At 62.4% G+C, this 19387-nt stretch carries 21 protein-coding genes; 12 read left to right on the plus strand and 9 right to left on the minus strand.

From position 1 onward, the window contains the following. Positions 1-323: 323 nt before the first annotated feature. Entirely contained in the window at positions 324-1424 is a 1101-nt protein-coding gene (locus tag LAD35_RS21005; protein ID WP_224153175.1) for an SPFH and helix-turn-helix domain-containing protein, read from the plus strand. Between the two features lie 291 nt (positions 1425-1715). Beyond that, positions 1716-2804, plus strand: coding sequence for a TFIIB-type zinc ribbon-containing protein (locus LAD35_RS21010; protein ID WP_224153207.1), 1089 nt, complete (start codon positions 1716-1718; stop codon positions 2802-2804). Positions 2805-2883: 79 nt separating this feature from the next. Here LAD35_RS21010 and LAD35_RS21015 read toward each other — a convergent pair whose 3' ends face one another. From LAD35_RS21015 to apaG, 7 genes are all read right to left on the minus strand, one after another. Next, the gene (locus LAD35_RS21015; RefSeq protein WP_224153176.1) at positions 2884-3117 is read right to left on the minus strand and encodes a glycine zipper domain-containing protein; all 234 of its coding nucleotides are present in this window, start codon (positions 3115-3117) and stop codon (positions 2884-2886) included. A gap of 133 nt (positions 3118-3250) precedes the next feature. Then, entirely contained in the window at positions 3251-3784 is a 534-nt protein-coding gene (locus tag LAD35_RS21020) for a CinA family protein (protein ID WP_224153177.1), read from the minus strand. After that, positions 3781-4344 (minus strand): phosphatidylglycerophosphatase A family protein, encoded by a 564-nt coding sequence (locus LAD35_RS21025; protein WP_377780120.1) that lies wholly within the window; start codon positions 4342-4344, stop codon positions 3781-3783. The genes LAD35_RS21020 and LAD35_RS21025 overlap by 4 nt, the downstream gene beginning before the upstream one ends. Positions 4345-4376: 32 nt before the next feature. Next, positions 4377-6017: a DUF4139 domain-containing protein gene (locus LAD35_RS21030; protein WP_224153178.1), complete on the minus strand. Its 1641-nt coding sequence runs from the start codon at positions 6015-6017 to the stop codon at positions 4377-4379. A gap of 78 nt (positions 6018-6095) precedes the next feature. Then, the gene (gene thiL / locus LAD35_RS21035; protein WP_224153209.1) at positions 6096-7073 is read right to left on the minus strand and encodes a thiamine-phosphate kinase; all 978 of its coding nucleotides are present in this window, start codon (positions 7071-7073) and stop codon (positions 6096-6098) included. 7 nt (positions 7074-7080) lie between these two features. After that, entirely contained in the window at positions 7081-9186 is a 2106-nt protein-coding gene (locus tag LAD35_RS21040; RefSeq protein WP_224153179.1) for a site-specific recombinase, read from the minus strand. Then, positions 9186-9596, minus strand: a complete 411-nt coding sequence (gene apaG, locus LAD35_RS21045; RefSeq protein ID WP_224153180.1) for a Co2+/Mg2+ efflux protein ApaG — start codon at positions 9594-9596, stop codon at positions 9186-9188. Before apaG ends, LAD35_RS21040 begins: the two co-directional genes overlap by 1 nt. A 29-nt stretch (positions 9597-9625) precedes the next feature. Here apaG and rpe point away from each other — a divergent pair, with 29 nt between their 5' ends. Then, positions 9626-10309, plus strand: coding sequence for a ribulose-phosphate 3-epimerase (rpe, locus tag LAD35_RS21050; protein WP_224153181.1), 684 nt, complete (start codon positions 9626-9628; stop codon positions 10307-10309). Between the two features lie 50 nt (positions 10310-10359). Here rpe and LAD35_RS21055 read toward each other — a convergent pair whose 3' ends face one another. Then, positions 10360-11310: an IS481 family transposase gene (locus LAD35_RS21055; protein ID WP_224152333.1), complete on the minus strand. Its 951-nt coding sequence runs from the start codon at positions 11308-11310 to the stop codon at positions 10360-10362. Positions 11311-11327: 17 nt separating this feature from the next. Between LAD35_RS21055 and LAD35_RS21060 the strand changes: the two genes are divergently transcribed. The 9 genes from LAD35_RS21060 to trpC all read left to right on the plus strand — a co-directional run bounded on the left by LAD35_RS21060 (position 11328) and on the right by trpC (position 18736). After that, on the plus strand, positions 11328-12146 hold the full coding sequence (locus LAD35_RS21060; RefSeq protein ID WP_224153182.1) for a ferredoxin reductase domain-containing protein: 819 nt from the start codon (positions 11328-11330) through the stop codon (positions 12144-12146). A 111-nt stretch (positions 12147-12257) separates the two neighbouring features. After that, positions 12258-12962, plus strand: a complete 705-nt coding sequence (gene gph / locus LAD35_RS21065) for a phosphoglycolate phosphatase (RefSeq protein ID WP_377780123.1) — start codon at positions 12258-12260, stop codon at positions 12960-12962. 171 nt (positions 12963-13133) lie between these two features. Then, entirely contained in the window at positions 13134-13556 is a 423-nt protein-coding gene (speD, locus tag LAD35_RS21070) for an adenosylmethionine decarboxylase (RefSeq protein ID WP_224153184.1), read from the plus strand. 324 nt (positions 13557-13880) lie between these two features. Next, complete coding sequence (trpE, locus tag LAD35_RS21075) at positions 13881-15392, plus strand: anthranilate synthase component I (RefSeq protein WP_224153185.1); 1512 nt, start codon at positions 13881-13883, stop codon at positions 15390-15392. After that, the gene (locus LAD35_RS21080) at positions 15389-15718 is read left to right on the plus strand and encodes a chorismate mutase (RefSeq protein WP_224153186.1); all 330 of its coding nucleotides are present in this window, start codon (positions 15389-15391) and stop codon (positions 15716-15718) included. Before trpE ends, LAD35_RS21080 begins: the two co-directional genes overlap by 4 nt. 2 nt (positions 15719-15720) lie before the next feature. Then, positions 15721-16293, plus strand: coding sequence for an anthranilate synthase component II (locus tag LAD35_RS21085; RefSeq protein ID WP_224153187.1), 573 nt, complete (start codon positions 15721-15723; stop codon positions 16291-16293). Next, entirely contained in the window at positions 16293-16802 is a 510-nt protein-coding gene (locus LAD35_RS21090; RefSeq protein WP_224153188.1) for a DinB family protein, read from the plus strand. Before LAD35_RS21085 ends, LAD35_RS21090 begins: the two co-directional genes overlap by 1 nt. A 42-nt stretch (positions 16803-16844) precedes the next feature. Further along, positions 16845-17879, plus strand: a complete 1035-nt coding sequence (gene trpD, locus LAD35_RS21095; protein WP_224153189.1) for an anthranilate phosphoribosyltransferase — start codon at positions 16845-16847, stop codon at positions 17877-17879. A gap of 14 nt (positions 17880-17893) precedes the next feature. Continuing rightward, the gene (gene trpC, locus LAD35_RS21100; protein ID WP_224153190.1) at positions 17894-18736 is read left to right on the plus strand and encodes an indole-3-glycerol phosphate synthase TrpC; all 843 of its coding nucleotides are present in this window, start codon (positions 17894-17896) and stop codon (positions 18734-18736) included. 74 nt (positions 18737-18810) lie between these two features. Here the strand turns inward: trpC and LAD35_RS21105 are convergent, their stop codons facing one another. Continuing rightward, positions 18811-19191 carry a YfeK family protein gene (locus LAD35_RS21105; RefSeq protein ID WP_224153191.1) on the minus strand — a complete coding sequence of 127 codons (381 nt, stop codon included), beginning with the start codon at positions 19189-19191 and terminating at the stop codon, positions 18811-18813. Between the last annotated feature and the right edge of the window lie 196 nt (positions 19192-19387).

The following is a 19387-nucleotide window of genomic DNA, read 5'->3' on the forward strand; positions in this document are numbered from 1 at the left end:
CTCCTTCAGGCGCAGAGCGATGTGCAGGCAAGAGCGGGAAAGCCGGCACATGTGTTATGGGTTGTGGGGGGAGGGCCCCGTGCTTTCTCTGCCAATTGATGATAGAAGTTAACAAATGTGGCAGCCTGTAGGCCAGGCCTCGGCGCCTCGGTAGGATCGGTCTGACCCCCATTGCCGCGCGGCCGTTGCAGCCCGCCGGGCGAGAGGCCGGAAAGCGAGCCCTCCGGAGCGCGCACGGGTTGGTCTGCGATGTGGTGGTGAGGGATGCCAAACACGTTCTAAAATGGGCCGGTTTTCTCCTTTTCACAGAGCAAGGATCATCCATGAACCTCATGAATATCATCACCAAGCAACTGATCGAGATCATCGAGTGGACCGATGATTCGCGCGACACCTTGTCGTATCGCTGGCCTGATGAAGACAAGGAAATCAAGAATGGCGCACAGCTGATCGTGCGCGAGTCGCAGCAGGTGCAGTTTGTCTCCGAAGGCCAGTTTGCCGACCTGTTCGGCCCCGGCCGCCACCAGCTGACGACGCAGAACATCCCGATCCTGTCCACGCTGCGGGGCTGGAAGTACGGCTTCAACTCGCCCTTCAAGTGCGATGTCTATTACATCAACACCCGCCTTTTCACCGGCAACAAATGGGGTACCTCCAACCCCGTGATGATGCGCGACAAGGATTTCGGTGTGGTGCGCATGCGCGCCTTCGGCACCTATGATTTCCGCATCGTGAATCCGGCGAAGTTCCTCAAGGAAGTGGCAGGTACCGACCAGAACTTCCGCATCGACGAATTTGCCGACACCATGCGCTCGCGCATCGTCAGCATCTTCAGCGAAGCCCTGGCCAAGGCCCAGGTGCCGGTGCTCGATGTCGCGCAGCGCTATTCCGAACTGGGCGATGCGCTGCTGCAGCTGATCAACCCCGCCGTCACCGAAAAATATGGCCTGGAGATCACCAGCTTCCTGCTGGAAAACGTGTCGGTGCCGCCTGAAGTGGAAGAGGCCATCGACAAGCGCTCGTCGATGAGCGCCATCGGCAACTTGAACGACTACGTGAAGTACCAGATGGGCCAGGCCATGGCCAATGGCGGCGAAGGTGCGGCTGCGGCCACCATTCCCGCCACCATGGCCATGGGCTTTGGCATGGCGCAGGAGATGATGAAGGGTATGCAGCAACCCGCAGGCGGCGCTGCCACCGATCCCTTCTCGCCCGCTGCAGCGCAGGCTGCCCAGGCGGCGCAAGCCCCTGCTGTGGGTGGCGGCGTGCAGGTGCTCACCCCCGAGCAGGCCGCGCAGGTGCTGGGGGTGACGGTGCAGGATGTGGTGGCCGAGCTGGAATCGGGCGCGCTCAAGGGCCGCAAGATCGGCAGCGCCTGGCGTATCTCGCAGGAGTCGTTGAACGAATTCCTGCGCGGTGGGTAAACGCCACCCCCTGTGGCGCTGCGCGCCTTCCCCTGGCCGGGCGCCCCCTCTCTGTAGTGGAGGGGGACGACACCCTCGCTGGGGCAGCCCATGCTGCGGGGCGGCGCGGCCGGCGTAGGCCCTTGCTTGGTGTCTGCACCTGCGCTGTGATAGTGCAGGCGCATTGCCCATTTGTGTTGTATTGCTATGATTTTGATGGCTATTGGCGTAGACTGGTTGTGCGCTAGAGCCTGATTAGCTGTGAATTCATCTACCCCCGTCCCCGATCCATTTGCGCCGCCCTCGACCACGATGGTGGCCAAGCATGTCTGCCCCGAGTGCGGCGGCAATCTGGAATGGGATGCCAAGGCGCAATCGCTCAAGTGTCCCTACTGCGGCACTGTGGTGCCCTGGAGCGAGGAGCAGCAAAAGCAGCTGGGTGGCGACATCGTCGAGCAAGACCTGGCTGCGGCGCTGGCAAACCCCGCCACTGGGCGCGGCTGGGGAGACGCGCGACGCGAGTACCAGTGCCAGAACTGCCGGGCGATTTCGGTTTTTGTTGATGGCCGGGTGGCTGCGCGCTGTGACTTCTGCGGCTCTCCCGCGATCCAGGCGCATGAAGAGCGCAACGACGCCATCACGCCGCAAAGCCTGCTGCCATTCAAGATCAGCGACGGCCAGGTGCGCGATTTGATCCGCAAGTGGTATGGCAGCCGCTGGTTTGCGCCGAACAAGCTCAAGAATGCGGCGCTGACCGATACGCTCAAGGGCATCTACCTGCCGTACTGGACGTTCGACGCCCGTGTGCAGGCCCAGTGGCGTGCAGATGCCGGTTACTACTATTACATGACCGAGCAGTACCGCGACAGCAATGGCAACATCAGCACCCGCCAGGTGCAGCATGTGCGCTGGGAGCCAGCGGCAGGCAGCCTGCAGCATTTCTTCGATGACGAATTGGTGGCAGGCACGGTGGGCGTACACCCTGCGCTGCTGCACAAGGTGGAGCCTTTTCCCACCACCACCGATCTGAAGCCGTATTCGCCCGAGTTCGTGCGTGGCTGGACGGTGGAGCGTTACCAGGTGGATCTGCGCCGGGCTGCCGATGTGAACGAAGGCGATATGGACCAGCAGGTGCAGTCGCTGTGCGCGCAGCAGGTGCCGGGCGATACGTACCGCAATCTGCAGGTGCAGCGCGCCTACCAGGGCCGTACCTTCAAGCACGTGCTGGTGCCGGTGTGGCTGGTCAGCTATACCTATGGCGCCAAAAGCTACCAGATCGTGGCCAATGGCTACACCGGCCAGATTGCGGGCGAGCAGCCGTACAGCTGGGTGAAGATTGCGTTTGCGGTGCTGTGCGCAATCATCCTGATCGGAATTTTTCTGTCTTTGTCACAAAACTGATGCGCGGCCCCGGGGCGGGCAGCGCGGAAAAAACAACAAAGCCGGGCAAGCCCGGCTTTGTTGTCTGTGCATGGTGTGTTTAGCGGCGGCGTTTGCCGTCCATGTTGTCACCCACCTGGTTGCCGAAATAGGCACCTGCTGCGGCGCCACCAATGGTGCCCAGGGTGGAGCCAAATACCGCGTCACCCAGCACACCGCCAGCCACGGCGCCGATGCCGGTACCGAGTTGTGCATTGGTAGGGTTGCTGGAGCAGGCGCTCAGCCCCGATACGGCCAGAACAACAGATGCAATGGTGATAGCAAATTTTTTCATGCGGAACTCCTCGTAAGCGCTGCGAGCAATCATGCCGGATGGCATTGTTGCACACATGCGGTCATGCTTTAGTGTCGCGCGGCGACGGCATTGTTTCCATCGGTCAAGACTCAACCGTGGTGTGGGACAAGACTTACCCGGCGTGCGCGTCCGCTGCTTCCACCAGGGCCAGCAGGCGGCGCAAGGCGTGCTGCACGGTCTGCTGGCGGATGCTGTGGCGATCGCCCTCAAAATGCATGGCTTCGCTGTGCAGCCTGCCGGCCACCTGCCAGCCAAACCACACGGTGCCCACGGGTTTGGCGGCGGATCCGCCATCGGGCCCCGCAACCCCGGTCACGGCCACACTCACCTGGGCCTGCGATTGCACCACCGCGCCCTGGGCCATGGCGCGTGCCACAGGCTCGCTCACGGCGCCGTGGGTGGCAATCAGGGCGGCGGGCACATCCAGCATGGCCGATTTGGCGCGGTTGGAATAGGTGACAAAGCCGCAATCGAGCCACTGGCTGGAGCCGGGCCGCTCGGTGCAGGCACCGGAGATCAGGCCTCCGGTGCAGCTCTCGGCGGTCGCCATCAGCCAGCCCCTGTGCGTCAGGGCATGGGCCAGTTGCGCAACGTATTCGCGCGTTGGCAGCGCATCTTTGGATAGCAAGGCAGCGGTGGTACTCATACAAAATGCCTCCACAGTGCAATCACCAGCAGCGTACAGAACGCGGCTACCAGATCATCCCACATGATGCCCCAGCCGCCTCCCCAGCCAAAGCCCTTGAAGCAGCGGTCGGCCCAGCGCACGGGCTGGGGCTTGGCGGCATCAAAGTAGCGGAACAGCGCAAATGCGATGAACTGGCCCCAGAAGCCCACCGGCATCACCAGCCACAGGATGATCCAGAAGGCGACTACTTCATCCCAGACGATGCTGCCCGGATCGGCAATGCCCATGTTTCTGGCCGTAGCCGTGCAGGCCCACCAGCCCAGTGGAATGGACACCGCAATCAGAATGCCGATGGCCTGCGGTGTCAGCCACAGCTGTAGCACCAGATAAGCCACCCAGGCCCACAGGGTGCCCACCGTACCAGGCGCCTTGGGGCTGAGGCCGGAGCCAAAGCCCATGGCGATCCAATGCAATGGATTCTGCAGCATGAACGCCCAGCCGGCTTTGCGCGGGGCCTGCATGGGGCTGGCAGATTCCGTCGGGGCGGCATGCGGCGTGGATATTGGCGTATCGCTCATGGCGCCAATGATAAGCCTGCATGCACCGGCGACTATTGAATCTCTTCGACGGTCACATCCTGCGGATAACGGATGTCATGCTGCGCGCTGAACTCTGCCGTGTCGCCAGCGGCCAGCGGCTGCCACCACTCCACCATGCCGGCCTGGTCCTGCCAGCGTTGGCTGCGCGGCTCGGGCCGGTAGGTGGAGGCCACGGCGATCCTGTCATTGCGCGATACCGGTGCAGCTTCCAGAACCTGCAATTGCACGGTGCTGTCATGCCGGTTGGTAATGGCGTAGCGGTGCAGCACCTTGCGTGCAGTCTTGTTGGCCAGAAAGCCGCCGCTGCCCGTGTCCTGCTCGGAAGGCAGCTGGCGCACGCTGATCCTGTCATCGCGGCCAAACGACAAGCCGTGCGCCAGTGCTGTGGCATTGCCAAAATCCAGCTGGCCATTGCCGACAAAGGCTGCGTCGCGGAACAGCGCCACCGGGCCCGCAGGCCATACGCCGGGGGGCGCTGCCAAGGTGGCAACCAGGTAGGCCGCTTCTTCCACCGCCGGTGTGCTGCGCGTGATCAGGCTCACCGGCTGATTCACGGAGCCCAGAGACAGGGTGATGCGTTCGCTGCTGGCGGGCACGGTGATCTTGTAGGGCACCATAAACTGGGTGCTGTAGGCGGTGTTGATGCTGGAGACATCCAGCTCCGGTAGCGGCGCGCTGGTTTTGGCATCTACTGCTTCAAACAGGGGCGCTGAGCTTGGGGCGGGTGCTGGAGGTGGGGCTGCAGCGGCAATGACACGCGGCCTGCTTACATCCAGTGTCCAGGGCCGGGGCAGGCGGGCCTGCGTGTTGCGCCCAGGCTGGCCGGTGGACAGCGTCAGTTGCACATTGCTCCAGTCTTCGCCGCTGGCCTGCACTACCAGGGCCTGGCGCTCCAGCTGCACCTGGTTTTTGGCGGTATCTAGCTGCGCCCGATAGCTGGGCTGCCAACTGGGGCCGCGCACCTGGTAATTCAGGCGCACGGTGGCGTCGGCATTGGTGGCCAGTTGCACCGTTACGCGCATCACCTGGGCGCGTTGTGCGCCAGTGCGGTCGCGTTCCAGGCGCAGTGGTTTGAGCTGTTCCTCGATCAGCTCTTTCTGGCGCAGCAATTGATGGGCGCGCAGCGCGTTGTCGCGGCTGGTGGTGCGCAGGGCGTCGCTGGTTGCACCAATCTGGCTGGGCGGTGTGGGCTTGCTGCCTTCGCTGCCGGGCTGGGTGAGGCCCTGCAGATAGCTGGCCACCAGGGTTGATGCGCCGGTGTCGGCATTGATCGCGGCAAGCTGGTCTTCCAGCGCGCGGATCTGCGTATCGAGCGGGCTGGCACAACTTTTTCCGGCTACATCGCGCGGCTGGAGCAGGGTTTTGTAGTCTCCGATGCGAACCTGGGCATCGGCGCTGACCTGCAGGCTGGTCACATCGATGGCGGCAGGCAGGCATTCGAATGTGAGCTGGCGCGTGCCTGCATGGATGCGGGCCGTGCGCTCGACTGCGGCCACGCCGGGGTAGAGCACCACCTGGCTGATGGGCGCCTGGGCGCCCGCCAGCACCTGCGCGCCCGGGTCAGCCGCGAATGCAGGGGCGCATGCTGCAACCAGAGCTGCGGCCAGGGTGATGGGGGTGGCGTGGGTGAATTGCCGGGGCTTGCGTTGCATGAAATCTCCTGTACCGTCGCACGATAGCAGGCTTGGCGCCTGCCGTGGTTGCTGGCGCGCCGCAGGCAAGCGGCCCCTTCAGAACTTGAAGTGATCGAACGACCGCCAGTGCTGTGCGACAGGCTGGCCTTGCGCATCCAGCACGCGCAAGCCGGGCGTGGCAGTGATGCGGCCGATGCGGTGGACAGGTGTCTGCGCGGTGGCACTTGCGGCCTGCACGGCAGCGCGCTTGCTCACGGCAGCGGTAAAGCACAGTTCGTAGTCATCGCCGCCGGCCAGGGTGCATTGCTGCAGAAGATTTTGGTCAAAACCGGATACGGCGCTTTCCCATAAAGCGCTTGATGCTATCAATTTGGTAGCATCTTCCAGATGAATCTCGGCCCCCACCTGGCTCGCCTGCAGGATGTGCGACAGATCGCCCAGCAGGCCGTCGCTCACATCCAGCGCGCTGTTGGCAATGCCGCGCAATGCTGTACCCAGCGCCACGCGTGGCGTGGGGCGCTCCAGCCTTTCGCGGGCGGCAGCCAATGCTTGCGCGGGCAGGGTGATGTAGCCGAGCAGGGCTTCCAGTGCGAGCCGTGCGTCGCCCAGGTTGCCGCTCACGTAGATGTCATCGCCTGCCTGTGCACCGCTGCGCAGCAGTGCCTGCCCGGCGGGGACATCGCCGAACACCGTGATGCAGATATTGAGCGGGCCTTGCGTGGTGTCGCCGCCGATCAGTTCGCAGCCGTGGGCATCGGCCAGTGCAAACAGGCCTTGGGCAAAGCCCTGCAGCCAGGCCTCCTCGACCTGCGGCAGGGCCAGCGCCAAGGTGAAGGCGCGCGGCGCGGCACCGCTGGCGGCCAGGTCGCTCAGGTTGACGGCCAGCGCCTTGTGGCCCAGGGCGTGCGGATCCACATCGGCGAAAAAGTGGCGGCCCTGCACCAGCATGTCGCAAGAGATGGCCAGCTGCATGCCGGGAACGGGGGCGAGCAGGGCGCAGTCGTCGCCAACACCCAGCGCGGCGCGGCGCACCGGTCGCTTGAAGTATTTGGCAATCAGATCGAATTCGCCCAGCGCCATGTCAGCGGCCTCCAACGGGCTCTGCCGTTGCGCCCTTGTTCAGCCGCAGCGGCAGCAAGAAGCTCATCGGGCGTGAGAAAAAGCGCTTGGTCAGCGCCTTGTAGATGTGTGAGCGCTCGACGTTGCTGACGTTCTGCGCGCGCAGCGCCAGGCGGAAGGCGAGGTAAAAGCTCACCAGAATGTTGAAGCCCCCCATGAAGGGCAACGCGGCAATCGCCAGCCAGAAACCGGGGTAGTGCAGGGCTTGCAGGCCCATGCTCGCCGCTGCAGCCGCTGCCTGGCCCGACGCCAGGGTGACGTGGCGGATGTCGATGGGCAGGCCGAAGAACTGCGCCGTTACGGGAATCAGCCCGAGCATGAAGCCCAGCGAGATGTTGGAGGCAAACCCCGAGACATTGCGCCGCATGAAGCGGGCCCAGCGCGCGGCGCGTGCCTTGCCCAGAAAGCCGGTGATGCGCGGGTTGTAGCGGATGGCCGAATCCATATGGTGCAGCACGAACCAGTTTTCCGTCCAGCCGGCAATGATGCTCGACGAGAACAGCAGCACGCCAGTGAAGGCGGCATACAGCACCGACGGCCCCAGCAAGCTGATGGAGTGCAGCGTCTGCGCGGCATAGATCTTGTCGATGAACGGCGTGCCTTTGGCGTAGGCCCAAGCCAGGGCCAGAACCAGCACCGTAGGGAACACCACCAGCACATTGCCCAGTACCGCAGCCACCTGCGAGCGCACCAGATAGCTCACCTCATCGACAAACGACGCAATGCCAGCATCGGTGTTGCCCGATTCCTTGAGCTTGGCCGCCATGGCGGGTGCAGTCATGGCCGGTTGCTTGGTGGCAACAGTGAAATGCAGCAGCTGGATCAGCACGAAGCTGATCGCGTAGTTGATGCCTGCAATGAAGCCGCCCCAGAAGGCCGAAAGCGCCACCGCATGCAGTGCAAACTTGATGAGCGTGGTGAACGCCATCACGAAACCGCCGCCTGCGGCCTTGCGCACCATGTGCGCGTACTCGCGGCTGTCGCGGGTGATGTAGTGCTCGCCCGTCTCGGCGCTGCGCTCGGCCACCTTGGAGGCCAGCAGTGAGGAGTTGGACGAGATCAGCGCGCGCACGCTCTGGCGCTCCAGCCCCACCACGACCAAGTGGGCCAGCAGCTTGGCGGTGATGGTATTGGGGTTGGCGGACAGCAGGCAGTCGAGCAGTTCACGCACCCGCAGGATACGCATGCGCAGCTGGCGCAGGCGAAAGACGACACCGACCGACACGCCGTTGTCCTCGAAATGCCCATAGATCGATGCGACGGCGGCACGGCACTCGTCCAGGCTGCTGCGCACGCTCACCTCGGCCTCCAGAACATCGGTGGCCTTGGGGCTGTGGTGCAGCATGGCCTTGCGCAGCTCTTCCACATGGCTGATCAAGGTGTAGAACGGTTGGGTGTTCTGCGCGCTGCCGCTCATGCGCAGGCGCAGCTCGGGTGTGAAGCCGGAGGCCAGGATCTGCCCGGCGCAGTAGGTGACGGCATTGAGTACCAGCATCTGCCAGGGCGAGAGCCGGTTGCCGTAGTGCTCCTGCCCGGCGATAACACCTTCATGCACATCGCTCTGTGCGATCTGGGTGGGCACCACCACGGGCGTTTCAATCGCCGCAAAGCCGGGCGAGAGCAGGGCGGCAATGCGCTCCAGTGTCTTGGCATCCAGTGCCTTGAGCCACTGCGCGTCAAACGGCGTGTGCAGCGCCATCGAGAACAGCACGGTGGCGTCGATTGTCTCGGGCGTCGAGGGCAGCAGCTTCCAGCGCAGCCGCTCGGCCAACTCATTGAAGAAGGCAGTGCGCGGTGCAAAACCGAAATCGGCCAGCAGTGCCGTCAGATCTACCGTCTGCAGCAGGCATGCCCACCAGGCCTGCAGCTTGCGGCGCAGCTCGGGGTTGGCCTCCATGGCATCCAGCAGCAGGCCCACGCGGGCGACGGCCGCATCCACCGACACCTGCTCGCCACGGATCCAGTCGGCCACCTCGATGATCCACAGGTTGCGCTCGGCCAGCGGTGCATTGGGGTTCAGGCTGGCCAGCAGGGCAGGCAGCCGCTCTTGCTTTTTTTTGCCAAACATCAGTGCAGAACCCGTCCTTGGGCCAGATCGTCATCCTGCTCGGGGTACTGCGTGGCATCCAGCACAAAGCGGGGAATCGGGCAGTCAAAGGTGTCGGCATCTTCGGTGATGCAGAAATACGTGCCCTCCATGCTGCCCTGCGGCGTCGCCAGGCGGCATTGGCTCTGGTACTGGAAGGATTCACCAGGCTGCAGCAGCGGCTGGTGACCGACTACGCCCAGGCCATGCACTTCCTGCAGCTTGCCGCTGGCATCCTTGATGATCCAGTGGCGCGCGATCAGCTGCGCAGCGGTGGCGCCGCTGTTGCGGATGGTGATGGTATAGGCGAACTGGTAGACCCCGGCTTCGGGTGCCGAGTGCTCGGGCATGTATTGCGGTGTCACTGAGACATCAAACTGGTGCTTTGGCATATGGAAATACTAAATGCGACAATAACGGGATGAGCTCCCCTTACCGAATTGCCCCCTCGATCCTGTCCGCAGACTTTGCCCGCCTGGGTGAAGAGGTGCGCTCCGTGCTGGCTGCCGGCGCCGACTGGATTCACTTTGACGTGATGGACAACCATTACGTTCCCAATCTGACATTTGGCCCCATGGTATGCGCGGCCCTGAAGCCGCACGCGGTGCTGCCCAATGGACAGCCTGCGCCCATCGATGTGCACCTGATGGTGCAGCCCGTCGATGCGCTGGCAGCCGCCTTTGCCGAGGCGGGTGCTGACTATATCAGCTTCCACCCCGACGCCTCGACCCACGTCCACCGCAGCATACAGGCCATCAAGTCACAGGGCTGTAAGGCGGGTCTGGTATTCAATCCGGCAGCGCCGCTGGATGTTCTGGACTGGGTGATCGAGGACATCGACCTGATCCTGCTGATGAGCGTGAACCCCGGTTTCGGCGGCCAGAGCTTCATCGACAGTACCTTCCGCAAGATCGAGGCGGCCCGTAAGCGCATCGAGGCGAGCGGCAAGGACATTCGCCTGGAAGTGGATGGCGGCATCAAGGAAAGCAATATCCGCAAGGTGGCGGATGCGGGCGCAGACACCTTTGTGGCCGGCAGCGCCATTTTCGGCAAACCGGACTACAAGGCGGTGATCGACCAGATGCGCACGGCCTTGGGGGCTTAAGAACGTATTTACGCGTCTCCAACGCGGCGCGAGGAGATCGTAAACACGTGCTAGGTGTTCAGTCCCGGCATTTGATGGATCGGATCTATCTTGAACCGTTCAGGTTCGGATGTCCACTGTTTGCAGATGAATTCGTAGGGTGTCAGGCCTTTGAGGGTCTTGAGCCTGCGGCCGAAGTTGTATGCATCGATGAAGTTGGCGAGGTGCTGCCGCAACTGCGCGTGATCGTCATAGTGGAAGCGCTTGACGGTGGCTTCCTTGATGGTCCGGTTCATTCGCTCGACCTGCCCATTGGTCCACGGATGCTTGACCTTTGTGAGGCGATGTTCGATACCGTGTTCCTCGCAGACTCGACCAAAGATGTGCTGGAAGGCGTACCGGTCTGAACTGCGGTTGGCAAACTGAATGCCGTTATCGGTGAGCACCGTATGGAGGGTGTACGGCACCGCTGCGATCACATTGCGCAAGAACTGCGCCGCAGTCATCTTGTCAGCCGAGGGATGGAGTTCGGTGAGTGCGAACTTGGACGTCCTGTCGATGGCCACGAAGAGATAGAGCTTGCCCTCGACTGTCTGCACTTCGGCGATGTCGACATGGAAGTAGCCAATGGGGTAGCTCTTGAACCGCTTCTTGGCTGGCTTATCGCCCTGCACCTCGGGCAGCCGCGAGATACCGTGCCGCTGCAAGCAGCGGTGCAGAGACGAGCGCGTCAGATGCGGGATAGTCGGCTGCAGCGCGTAGAGACAGTCATCCAGCGGCAGCATGGTATGCCTGCGAAAGGCGACGATCGCTGCCTCATCCTCAACGGACAAAACGGTGGAGCGCGGCTGCCTGGGCCCTGTCGGCAGATCGGTGACCGAAGGCCGATTCTTCCACTTCGCCACCGTCTTCTGATTGATGCCATAGCGTGCAGAAAGCGCTCTCAGGCTCTCTTGACTATGTTGTATCGCTCGACGGATCGCCTCCGTCGTTGTGGCGCTGCCGTGCAGAACCTGGCCCATAGTGCTTCCTTCCATTCATGAGAGAAGATTGCACCATTAAAATCTGGGACCATACATGGCTGCAATCCCACAATTTCGATCCGCAGGTGCCAGTGACTTGCCGTGGGCAGCGCCACACGCTGGCCGAAGCCCTTGCTGTGAGCCTGCTGCCCGATACCGTGCACGCGGGAAGCTCTGCGCAATCGATTGCAGACAGGCTGCAAGCTTTGCACGGGCGCAGATACTCTGTGGCATCGCTGCCGGAGGACAGGGGTATCGAGCTGTGGGTGCGGCAGGCCATTGCGCCCGCCGAAGCCGGTGGGGAGCCGCGCCTGGGCCTAGCTTCTGGCTGGCTCACACAGCACGCGGAGATTGGCGCAAGTCTGGTGCTGCGGGTTCTCGCCAATCCAGGCTTCTCGCCAGTGGAGGAGCCGGGGCTGCCTGCGATTTTCATTGGCAACGGTTCGGGCTACGCGGGCCTGCGGTCGCATCTGCTGGCTCGCATGCGCGCGGGAAACCACGACAACTGGTTCATTTTTGGAGAGCGGCAGCAGGCATTCGACCACAGCGTGGAGAAGGAAGTCCGCGCATGGCTGGCCGGTGGCCGGTTGCAGCGGGTTGATTTCACCTACTCGCGTGACGCCGGTGCGGAACCTTCGCTGCGCTACGTGCAGGATGTGCTGCGCCAGAACGCCGCAACCCTGAAAGAGTGGATCGCTCGTGACGCCACCCTCTTTGTCTGCGGCAGCCATGCAGGAATGGGCAGCGATGTCGAAAGGGCTCTGGCCGACATTCTGGGAGAGGATGGGGTGCAGGCGCTAAGGGCGCGCAGGCGCTACCGGCGTGACGTATATTGAGATACGCACAGGCAGGCTGCTCTGCCGTGGGTGGTCTGGCTCTTGGGCGGTGCGCAAACTTTATACTTCGGGTCGTACGATCGGTACGGCACACATGGCAGAGCGCATTCAGTGATTCGAAACTCCTCTTTATTGGCCCAGCTCCGCTGCGAAGCCGTGATCGTCGACCTGGACGGCACCATGGTCGACACCATGGGTGATTTTGCCGAGGCCCTCAACCGCATGCTGGCGGATCTGCAACTGCCCGCGATCGACGCGCAAGCCATCGAGCCCATGGTGGGCAAGGGCTCGGAGAATCTGCTGCGGTCGGTGCTCCAGCACGTGCTGTCGCAGCAGGGTCACGCGCCTGCTGCTACCGAGATCGACAACTACTACGCCCGCGCCTGGGAGCAATACCAACACCACTACCTGGCGATCAACGGCCGGTTCTCCAGGGTGTATGACGGCGTCGAACAAGGCTTGCGCCAGATGCGCAACCTGGGTCTGAAGATGGCCTGCCTGACCAACAAGCCGCTGTCTTTTGCCGAGCCGCTGCTCAAGGCCAAGGGCCTGCGTGATTATTTCGACTGCGTCTTTGGCGGTGACTCGTTCGAGCGGAAAAAGCCCGACCCGTTGCCGCTCATCAAGACCTGCCAGGCCCTGGGCAGCCAGCCCGCCACCACGCTGATGGTGGGCGACAGCAGCAACGACGCAGAGGCGGCGCACAACGCTGGCTGCCCCGTGGTGCTGGTGAGCTACGGCTACAACCACGGCCAGCCGATCCGGCAGGTGCAGGCAGCTGGCTACGTAGATTCGCTGGCTGAACTGGTGCGGTGATTGCTATTGATTTAGGAGTTGTTGTGCGCATAGGCAAACCGCTGGCAGTCGATTTCATCTGCACAGCCGCTGTGCCGCACAAGCCTCTGCCGCTATGATGGCGCTATTGCCAACCGCCTGCATGGCGGCCTTGGGCGCATCTTCACCCTTGCCAAACTACACTCTTGCCCCATGGATGGATTGCATCTGACCGCCGATTTGTACCAATGCCAGTGCGCGCCGTCGCTGCTGACCGAGCAGGTGCAGCTGGCGCAGCTGTGCGTGGGGCAAACCATGCGCTCGGGCCTGACCGTGGTGGCGCAGCGCTGGCACAGTTTTGCGCCGGTCAACGACCAGCCGGCAGGGGTGACTGGCACGGTGTTGCTGGCCGAGTCGCACCTGGCGATCCATACCTGGCCTGAGAGCGGCAGCGTGTCGCTGGATCTGTACGTCTGCAACTTCTCTGAAGACAACACCGTCAAGGCCCACGCGCTCATGCAAAGCCTGCTCAAAGCACTGGCACCCACCCGCGTGCACCAGCAGCAATTGCGGCGGGGGGACGCCAGCGCGGCAGTTGCCTTTGGCGCCGGCAGTGGCAGCAATGGTGACCGCTGATTGGCATATCTGCAACGCTGCCTGACAGCACGATCACACCGCTTTAGGGGCCAATACCCGGCATTTGCGGGAATTGGCACTGGTGCCTCCAATCGTTTGCTACACTAAAGCCCATGTTCATCCATCACGCAGTCATTGCAGGTCTCGCAGGCCGGGGAGCTTGGCCCTGGCGTAAGCCTGCGACCATGTCTGTTTGATTGCCGCTGGGTGACACGCCCCAGCGTGCGCCCGAGGCCATGCCGACCGGTATGGCCGCCAAGATGAACTGCAGCGCACGATACGCACACATCCAGCGTGCGCTGCCAAAGCTGGGGACGATTCTTCGTGATCACCGAACTCGAATTCAAAAGTCTGGCCAACCAAGGCTACAACCGCATTCCTCTCGTCGCTGATGCGTTTGCGGATCTCGAAACACCTCTATCGCTGTATTTGAAGCTCTGCCACGCGCATGACGATGGCAAAAACAGCTTTCTGCTGGAATCCGTCGTGGGCGGTGAGCGCTTTGGCCGCTACAGCTTTATCGGCCTGCCCGCGCGCACTCTGCTGCGTGCCACCGGTTTTGGTGCTGCTGCCAAGACCGAAGTAGTGACCGACGGCCAGGTGGTGGAGACGCACCAGGGCAACCCGCTTGACTTCATCGCTGCGTACCAGCAGCGCTTCAAGGTGGCGCTGGGCGCGGGCCTGCCGCGCTTTTGCGGCGGCCTGGCGGGTTACTTTGGCTACGACGCCGTGCGCTACATCGAGAAAAAGCTCGAAAACAGCTGCCCGCCCGATACCCTGGGCACGCCTGACATCATGCTGCTGCAGTGCGAAGAGGTCGCTGTCATCGACAACCTCTCGGGCAAGCTCTACCTGATCGTCTACGCCAACCCCGGCGAGGCAGAGGCCTACAGCAAGGCCAAGAAGCGCGTGCGCCAGCTCAAGGAGCAACTGCGCTATTCGGTCAGCGTGCCACGCATCCGTGCGGGCGAAAGCTACCCGGCCGAGCGTAGCTTTGCCAAGGCGGATTATCTGCGTGCCGTTGAAGAGGCCAAGGAGATGATTGCTGCAGGCGACTTCATGCAGGTGCAGGTGGGCCAGCGCATCCACAAGCGCTACACCGAAAGCCCGCTTTCGCTGTACCGGGCGCTGCGCTCGCTCAATCCCAGCCCTTACATGTATTACTACCACTTTGGTGACTTCCAGGTGGTGGGGGCCAGCCCCGAGATCCTGGTGCGGCAGGAGCAGGTCGAGCACGAAGGTGGCGTGGCCAAGAAGATCACCATTCGCCCGCTGGCTGGCACGCGCCCGCGCGCATCCACGCCAGAAAAGGACAAGGCAACCGAGCACGAGCTGGTGAACGATCCCAAGGAGCGTGCCGAGCATGTGATGCTGATCGATCTGGCGCGCAACGACATCGGCCGCATCGCCAAGACTGGCAGCGTCAAGGTGACCGAGGCCTTTGCGGTGGAGCGCTACAGCCATGTGATGCACATCGTGAGCAATGTCGAAGGCATTCTGAAAGTCGGCATGACGAGCATGGATGTGCTCAAGGCCACCTTCCCGGCGGGCACGCTGTCGGGCGCCCCCAAGGTGCATGCGATGGAGGTGATCGACCAGCTCGAACCCGTCAAGCGTGGCATCTATGGCGGCGCCTGCGGCTACCTGAGCTATGCCGGTGACATGGACCTGGCCATTGCCATCCGCACCGGCGTGATCAAGGACGGCATGCTGTATGTGCAGGCCGCAGCCGGTGTGGTGGCCGATTCGGTGCCCGAGCTGGAATGGAAAGAGACTGAACACAAGGCGCGCGCATTGCTGCGCGCGGCCGAACTCGTAGAGGAAGGATTGGAATGACCCGCGCTATCGACAAAGTGCAAGACTGCAACACCATGACCGACGTGCGCTGCCATGTGAATGCGCTCGACGACATCCTGGTGCCGCTCTTGGTGGAGCGCGGCGGCTACATGACCCAGGCTGCCAAGGTCAAGAACAACCCCGATCTGGTGCGCGACGAAGAGCGTATCGAAACCATCGTTGCCCGCGTGCGTGAGCGCGCCGCACTGGAAGGGGGCCAGCCCGACGTGATCGAGGCCATCTACCGCGCGATGATGGAAGCCTACATCGCCTATGAACACCGTGAACTGGCGCGCCTGCAGGCAGGCGGCACACCGAGGGAGTGACGATGAAAAAACTGTTGATGGTCGATAACTACGACAGCTTCACCTACAACATCGTCCAGTACTTTGGCGAATTGGGTGTCGATGTGGTCGTGGTGCGCAATGACGAAACCTCGCTCGACGAGATTGCCGCCCACCAACCGGACTGGCTGGTGATATCCCCCGGGCCCTGCAGCCCGGCGGAGGCGGGAATTTCGGTGCAAGCCATCCAGCACTTTGCTGGCAAACTGCCCATTCTTGGCGTGTGTCTTGGTCACCAGGCCATTGGCGCAGCCTTTGGCGGCAATATCATCCGCGCGGTCCAGCAGATGCACGGCAAGACCAGTGTCATCCACACCACGGAGCAAGGCGTGTTTGCCGATCTGCCAGAGGAATTTACCGTCAACCGCTACCACTCGCTGGTGATCGAGCGCAGCACCTGTCCCGATTGTCTGGAAGTGACGGCGACCAGTGAAGACGGCGAAATCCAGGGTGTGCGCCACAAAACACTGCCGATCCAGGGCGTGCAGTTCCACCCCGAGAGCATTCTGACCGAGCACGGCCACGCCATGCTGAAGAACTTTCTGGAGCAGCGCTGATGACTGGCGCCGCCGTCCTGGCTTCGCAATTTGCGTACAAGCGCTGGGCCAACGAGGAATTGGTGCAACTGGGGTTGGCGTCGCAGCATCTGCTCTCCGCCGATGAACTGCGCCTCTTCACCCGCATCCTCAACCACACCTGGGTGGTCGATCAGATTTTTGCTGCGCACATGCAGGGTGCCGTGCACCAATTCGGCTCGACCAATACCGAGGACACGCCAACGCTGGCCGATCTGCAGGCACGTCTGGCCCGTTCCGACGCACAGCTGGAACAGTACGTACAAGACCTGCAGGATGCGCAACTGGGCGAGCTGATCCGGTTCCGCTTTACCGATGGGGATACCGGCAGCATGACGCGTAGCGAAATGCTGCACCACCTGATCGTGCATGGCACCTACCACCGAGGGGCGGCCGGACGTGTTCTGGCGCCTCATGGCGTGGCCTTGCCACGTGATTCACTCACCACCTTCTTGCACCGGCTGGAGCCGGAGCGCCGATGGCAGGCCTAGCTTCCATTTGCCTCACTCCACTTGAATGTTCTAGGAATCTCCATGTCGATTACCCCCCAGGAAGCGCTGCAGCGCACCATCGAGCACCGCGAAATCTTCCACGATGAAATGCTGCATCTGATGCGCATGATCATGAAGGGCGAGCTCTCGCCGGTGATGACGGCATCCATCCTCACCGGCCTGCGCGTCAAGAAGGAAACCATTGGCGAGATCAGCGCGGCTGCCGAGGTGATGCGCGAGTTTTCCAACAAGGTGCATGTGAACGACCGCAGCAACCTGGTCGACATCGTCGGCACGGGGGGCGACGGCGCCAACACCTTCAACATCTCCACCTGCTCCATCTTCGTGATCGCGGCTGCTGGCGGCAAGGTCAGCAAGCATGGCGGGCGCAGCGTATCGAGCAAATCCGGCAGTGCCGATGCGATGGAGGCGCTGGGCGTCAACATCAACCTCGCTCCCGAACAGATTGCGCAGAGCATTGCGCAGGTGGGCATCGGCTTCATGTTCGCGCCCAACCACCACCCGGCGATGAAGAACGTGGCGCCCGTGCGCAAGGAGCTGGGCGTGCGCACCATCTTCAACATCCTGGGCCCCCTCACCAATCCGGCGGGCGCGCCCAACATCCTGATGGGTGTGTTCCACGAAGACCTGGTCGGCATCCAGGTGCGCGCGCTGCAGCGCCTGGGCGCCGAGCACGCACTGGTGGTGTACGGCCGCGACGGGCTCGACGAGATCAGCCTGGGCGCTGGCACCCTGGTGGGCGAGCTGAAGGACGGTGTGGTGCGCGAGTACGAAATCCACCCCGAAGACTTCGGTATCCAGATGGTTGGCACCCGTGCTTTCCGCGTGGACAACCCTGAGGAGTCCAAAGCCATGCTGCTGGGCATTCTGCAGGGCGAAAAAGGCCCGGCGCGCGACATCGTCTGCCTGAACGCAGGCGCGGCGCTCTATGCGGCCAATGTGGCGGAATCCATCGAAGACGGCCTGCGGCGCGCGCGCGAGGCAATCGACACCGGCGCTGCACTGGCCAAGCTCAAAGCGCTGGTGGCATTCACTCAGCAGTACGCCAACGCCTGAAGAAAGTAATACCTATGTCCGATATCCTGAAAAAAATCTGCGACGTCAAAGTCGAAGAAGTCGCTGAAGCGAAAAAGCGCTTGTCGTTTGAAGGCATGCGCCGCGATGCGGAAAGCCGCGTTGTGACGCGCGATTTTGTAGGGGCCTTGCGCGCCAAAATTGCAGCCGGTGAGGCGGGGGTGATTGCCGAGATCAAAAAGGCGAGTCCGAGCAAGGGAGTGATTCGTGCAGACTTTGACCCTGCCGACATTGCACAAAGCTACATGGTGGGCAATAGCAACAACAAGGCCAAAATTCACGGTAACGCGACGGCGGCTTGCCTGTCGGTGCTGACGGACCGCCAGTTCTTCCAGGGAGAGCCCGACTTTCTGAAGCAGGCGCGTGCCAGCACTTTGCTGCCGGTGCTGCGCAAGGATTTCATGGTCGATCCCTATCAGATATATGAATCGCGGGCGATGGGCGCCGACTGCGTGCTGCTGATCGCTGCCTGCCTGGATGATGCGCAGATGGCCGAGATGGAGCAGATCGCACGCAGCCTGGACATGGCCGTGCTGGTGGAAGTGCACGACGGGGCTGAGCTGGAGCGTGCCCTCAAGCTCAAGACGCCGCTGGTGGGCATCAACAACCGCAACCTGCGCACGTTCGAGGTGGATATCCAGACGACGCTCGATCTGCAAAAGCGCGTGCCTGCCGACCGCCTGCTGGTGACGGAATCGGGCATCATGACCCGCGACGATGTGAAGACCATGCGCGATGCCGGTATCAACGCCTTCCTGGTGGGGGAGGCGTTCATGCGTGCGGATGAGCCGGGCGAAGCGCTGGCTGCCTTGTTTGCCCATCCGGTCGAACGCGCTTAATTTACTATCAAAAAAAGAGCTGCTGGCGCGCTACCCTGGTGCGCCAGCAGCTCTTTTTTGTGGAAAGACCGGTGCTATTTTCGGGCGCGGATCTGCTCCAGTTGCTCGGTAAACCACTGCTTGCTGTCGATCTCGGGCTGGCCGGGGCAGCGCACCCGGTAGGGTTTGCTAGACATGCTGCTTTGGCTGGCGGCGTGGTCGATGAAGGCTTCGCTCGTGGGCACCAGCTTTTTCTTGAGCAGGTAGTCGTACTTGCCCTGCAGATGCTGGCTGGCCTGTTTGGCGTTGTACCAGCTGCCGTTGCGGTTGAACTCACAGCCGGATGTGAGCAGGGCCGAAAACAGGCCGTCAATTTCGATGGCCGTGGCGGCTTGCGTTGTGGCATGCACCGAGGCAGCTGACAGGCAGGCGGCGGCCAATGCAGCCTTGGCGAAGGTGAGAATGGAAGATGGCATGCGCAGATATTGCCGTGAACTGCTCCTTTACGCTGTAAACCTGTGTTAACATTTTATTGAGAATTATTCGCATTCATTGGTGCGAATCGCCACAGCATGCCATTCTGCTGCTCTGCAGGGGGCCCTTGATGGCGACTCGCACGCTCGCCTCAGCCAAGCAGACTTCTGCCGTGCCCAGCCAGCAGGCCTGATCCAT

It is taken from the genome of Comamonas odontotermitis, assembly GCF_020080045.1.
Taxonomy (GTDB): domain Bacteria; phylum Pseudomonadota; class Gammaproteobacteria; order Burkholderiales; family Burkholderiaceae_C; genus Comamonas; species Comamonas odontotermitis.